Annotated in this window: 2 protein-coding genes; both read left to right on the forward strand. The window is 71.4% G+C overall.

What is annotated here, in order from left to right; all coding sequences use genetic code 11:
* The first annotated feature begins 286 nt into the window (after nucleotides 1-286).
* Nucleotides 287-3,460 (forward strand): SDR family NAD(P)-dependent oxidoreductase, encoded by a 3,174-nt coding sequence (locus AB0L75_RS43905; RefSeq protein ID WP_365191904.1) that lies wholly within the window; start codon nucleotides 287-289, stop codon nucleotides 3,458-3,460.
* A gap of 64 nt (nucleotides 3,461-3,524) precedes the next feature.
* The coding region (locus tag AB0L75_RS43910; RefSeq protein WP_365191903.1) for a beta-ketoacyl synthase N-terminal-like domain-containing protein at nucleotides 3,525-3,714 on the forward strand (190 nt) is incomplete at its 3' end.

The following is a 3,714-nucleotide window of genomic DNA, read 5'->3' on the forward strand; positions in this document are numbered from 1 at the left end:
GGATGCGTGTGGTGGTGTGGTGCCGTGGGTGGTGTCGGGGCGTTCGGAGGCGGGTCTGCGGGGTCAGGCGGCCCGGTTGCGGGAGTTCGCCGCGGACTGTGGGGCCGGGGACGGTGTGGTGGCCCGTTCGCTGGCCTTGTCGCGGGCGTCTCTTGAGCACCGTGCGGTGGTTGTTGCGGGGGGCCGGGAGGAATTGCTGGCCGGTCTGGAGGCGGTCGCGGGGGGTGAGTCGGCCGCGCAGGTGGTGTCCGGCACGGTTGCGGGTGAGTCGTCGGGTGTGGTGTTCGTGTTCCCGGGTCAGGGTTCGCAGTGGGTGGGTATGGCGGCTGAACTGCTTGGGTGCTCGTCGGTGTTCGCGGGGTCGGCGGAGCGGTGTGCTGAGGCTCTTGCCGAGTTCGTGGAGTGGGATGTGCTTGCGGTGTTGCGTGGTGAGGAGGGTGCGGCGTCGCTGGAGCGGGTGGATGTGGTGCAGCCGGCGTTGTGGGCGGTGATGGTGTCGTTGGCGGCGTTGTGGCGTTCGTTGGGTGTTGAGCCGTCGGCTGTGGTGGGTCATTCGCAGGGTGAGATTGCGGCGGCGTGTGTGTCGGGTGCGTTGTCGTTGCGGGATGGTGCGCGTCTGGTGGCGTTGCGCAGTCAGGTGATTGCGAAGGAGCTTGCGGGCCGGGGTGGGATGGTGTCGGTTGCGGCGCCGGTGGCCCGGGTGGAGGAGCTGATCGCGGGTCGCGCGGGTGTGTGGGTGGCTGTGGTGAACGGTCCGGGTGCCACGGTCGTCGCCGGTGACACCGACGCCCTGGCCGAGGTGGTCGCGGACGTCGAGGCCGCGGGGATCCGCGCGCGGACCATCCCCGTGGACTACGCCTCGCACACCCCGCATGTCGAGCAGGTCCGTGACCAACTGCTGGAGCTGGCCGCCGCGGTCAGCCCCCGGCCCGGTGCCGTGCCGATGCACTCGACCGTGACCGGTGAAGAGGCCGACGGCACGGAGTTGAACGCGGAGTACTGGTACCGCAATCTGCGCGAGCCGGTGCGGTTCGCGCAGACGGTCCAGGCGCTGATCGCAGCGGGCAGCTCCGTCTTCGTCGAGGTCAGCCCCCACCCCGTGCTCGCGGGTGCCGTGGGTGACGCGGCAGGGGAGTCGGGTACGGACCTGGTGTCGGTGGGAACGCTGCGCCGCGACCAGGGTGGCGTCGCCCCGATCCTGACGTCGCTGGCCGAGCTGTGGGTGCGCGGCGTGGAGGTGGACTGGACCGCGGTCGTGGGCGACGGCGGCCGGGTGGATCTGCCGACGTACGCCTTCCAGCGGGAGCGCTACTGGCTCGACGCCGCCACTCCAGGCACACTCGCCGGGTCGACCGACGACGCCGGCTTCTGGGACATCGTCGAGCGCGAGGACCTCGAAGGCCTGGCGCGGACCCTGCGCCTGGACGACCGGCACACCGAACTCGCCGCACTGCTGCCCGCGCTCTCCGCATGGCACCGTCGGCACAGCGCGGCCTCCACGATGGACTCCTGGCGCTACCGCGTCACCTGGAAGCCGCTGACCAGCACAGCGCCTCCCACCCTCGTCGGGACCTGGCTCGTGGCCATCGGCCGGGACCAGATGGGCTGTGAGCTCTATGAGGCGGTCGCCGCGGCCCTGCGCCGGCACGGGGCCTCGGTCGAGCCGCTCGTGGCTCCCGACGGCGAGGACCGGTGGACCGAAGCACTGCTGGAACATCCCGACCCGGTCGGCGTGGTGTCCTTGCTCGCCCAGGACGAGGCGGCCATGCCGGACGCCCACGCCGTCCCCGCGGGTTTCGGCCGGACCCTGCTCCTCACTCAGGCGCTGGAGGCCGCCGGTGTGTCCGCCCCCCTCTGGAGCGTCACCCAGGGCGCGGTGTCCATGGGCGCGGGAGATCCGGTCGGCGATCCGGCACGGGCTCTGGTGTGGGGCTTCGGCCGAGTGGCAGCACAGGAACTCCCTGCCCACTGGGGCGGACTGGTGGACCTGCCGATCGAACCCGACGACGCCGCGACCGACCGCATGTGCGCGGTGATCGCGGGCCAGGGCGACGAGGACCAGGTCGTGGTCCGCTCGTCAGGGGTCTTCGGGCGCCGCATCGTAAGGGCCCCCATCGGCGACGGCTTCGACGGCTGGACCCCGGGCAAGGGCACCGTCCTGATCACCGGTGGCACGGGAGCCCTCGGCGGGCAGGTCGCCCGGCGGCTGGCCGCCCAGGGGGCCGAACACCTGCTGCTCGTCAGCCGCAGGGGAACAGAGGCGCCCGGAGCAGCGGAACTGGAAGCGGATCTGGCCGCGACCGGCGCACGGGTCACCGTGGCGGCCTGCGACATCGCCGATCCGGACCGGCTCCGCGACCTCGTGGCCGCGATCCCGGACGAGTACCCGCTGACCGGTGTGATCCACACCGCGGCCGTGCTGGACGACCGGGCCATCACCTCACTCACGCTCGAACAGGCCGGCCGCGTCCTGCGCGTCAAGGCCGAGGCAGCGTGGAACCTCCACGAACTCACCCAGGACATGGAGCTGACCGCGTTCGTGCTGTTCTCCTCCCTGGCTGGCACGTTCGGCATGGCAGGGCAGGGCAACTACGCCCCGGCCAACGCCTATCTGGACGCACTGGCGCAGTACCGCCGCGCCAGGGGACTGACCGCCACGTCGGTCGCCTGGGGCAGCTGGGCGCAGGGCGGCATGGCGGAGCAGGACGGAGCCAACGACGTCCGCCTGCGACACGGCATACCGCTGCTGCCGCCGGAGACCGCGGTGCAGGCGCTGGAGGCGGCACTGGCACACGACGACGCGAGTGTCGTCATCGCGGACATCGACTGGGACCGCTTCACCCACGCCTACACCGCGACGCGGCCCAGCCGCCTCCTCGACGAGCTTCCCGAGGTCCAGAAGGTCCGCACCGCGGTCGCGCCGACCGAGGCGGCCACGTCCGTGCGTGAGCGCCTTGCCGGCCTCGAGCCGCAGGAACGTGACCGCCAGGTGCGTGACGCGGTGCGCACCCAGGTCGCCGCCGTGCTCGGACACGGATCACCCGAAGCGATCGAGGTCCGGCGCCCGTTCCTGGAACTGGGCCTGGACTCCGTCACCGCGGTGGAACTGCGCAACCGGCTCAACACCACGACGGGGCTGCGGCTGAGCGCCACGGTGATCTTCGACCACCCCAGCGTGGCCGAACTCGCCGGCTTCATCGGCACGGAGCTGTTCGGCGACACCGACGACGACCCGGTCGTCGCCGCCGCCGCGGAACTCGACCGGCTCGAAGGCCTCTTGGCCGCCATCCCCGATGGGGACCTGGCCAAGACCGAACTCACCGGGCGGCTGCGAAGCCTCGTGCGGACGACGACCGGGGTGGATCAGACGGAGACGGGAGCAGTGGAGGCCGAGGACCTCGAGGCCGCCACCGACGACGAGATCTTCGACTACATCGAGAAGCAGTTCGGGATCTCCTGAGCCCCCCCCGCACCACCACCAGCACACATCACGCCATTTCCGACCCACCAACGAGGGCAAGCACATGGAAGACGTCAAGAAGCTCCGCCACTTCCTGACCCGTGTCACTGCGGAGCTGCAGGAGACGCGGTCGCGCCTGCGCGTCGTGGAGTCCGCAGCCGGTGAGCCGGTGGCGATCGTGGGTATGAGTTGCCGTTACCCCGGTGGTGTGTCGTCGCCGGAGGACCTGTGGCGTCTGGTGTCGGAGGGTGGGG

This window comes from Streptomyces sp. NPDC052101 (genome assembly GCF_040680235.1).
GTDB lineage: Bacteria > Actinomycetota > Actinomycetes > Streptomycetales > Streptomycetaceae > Streptomyces.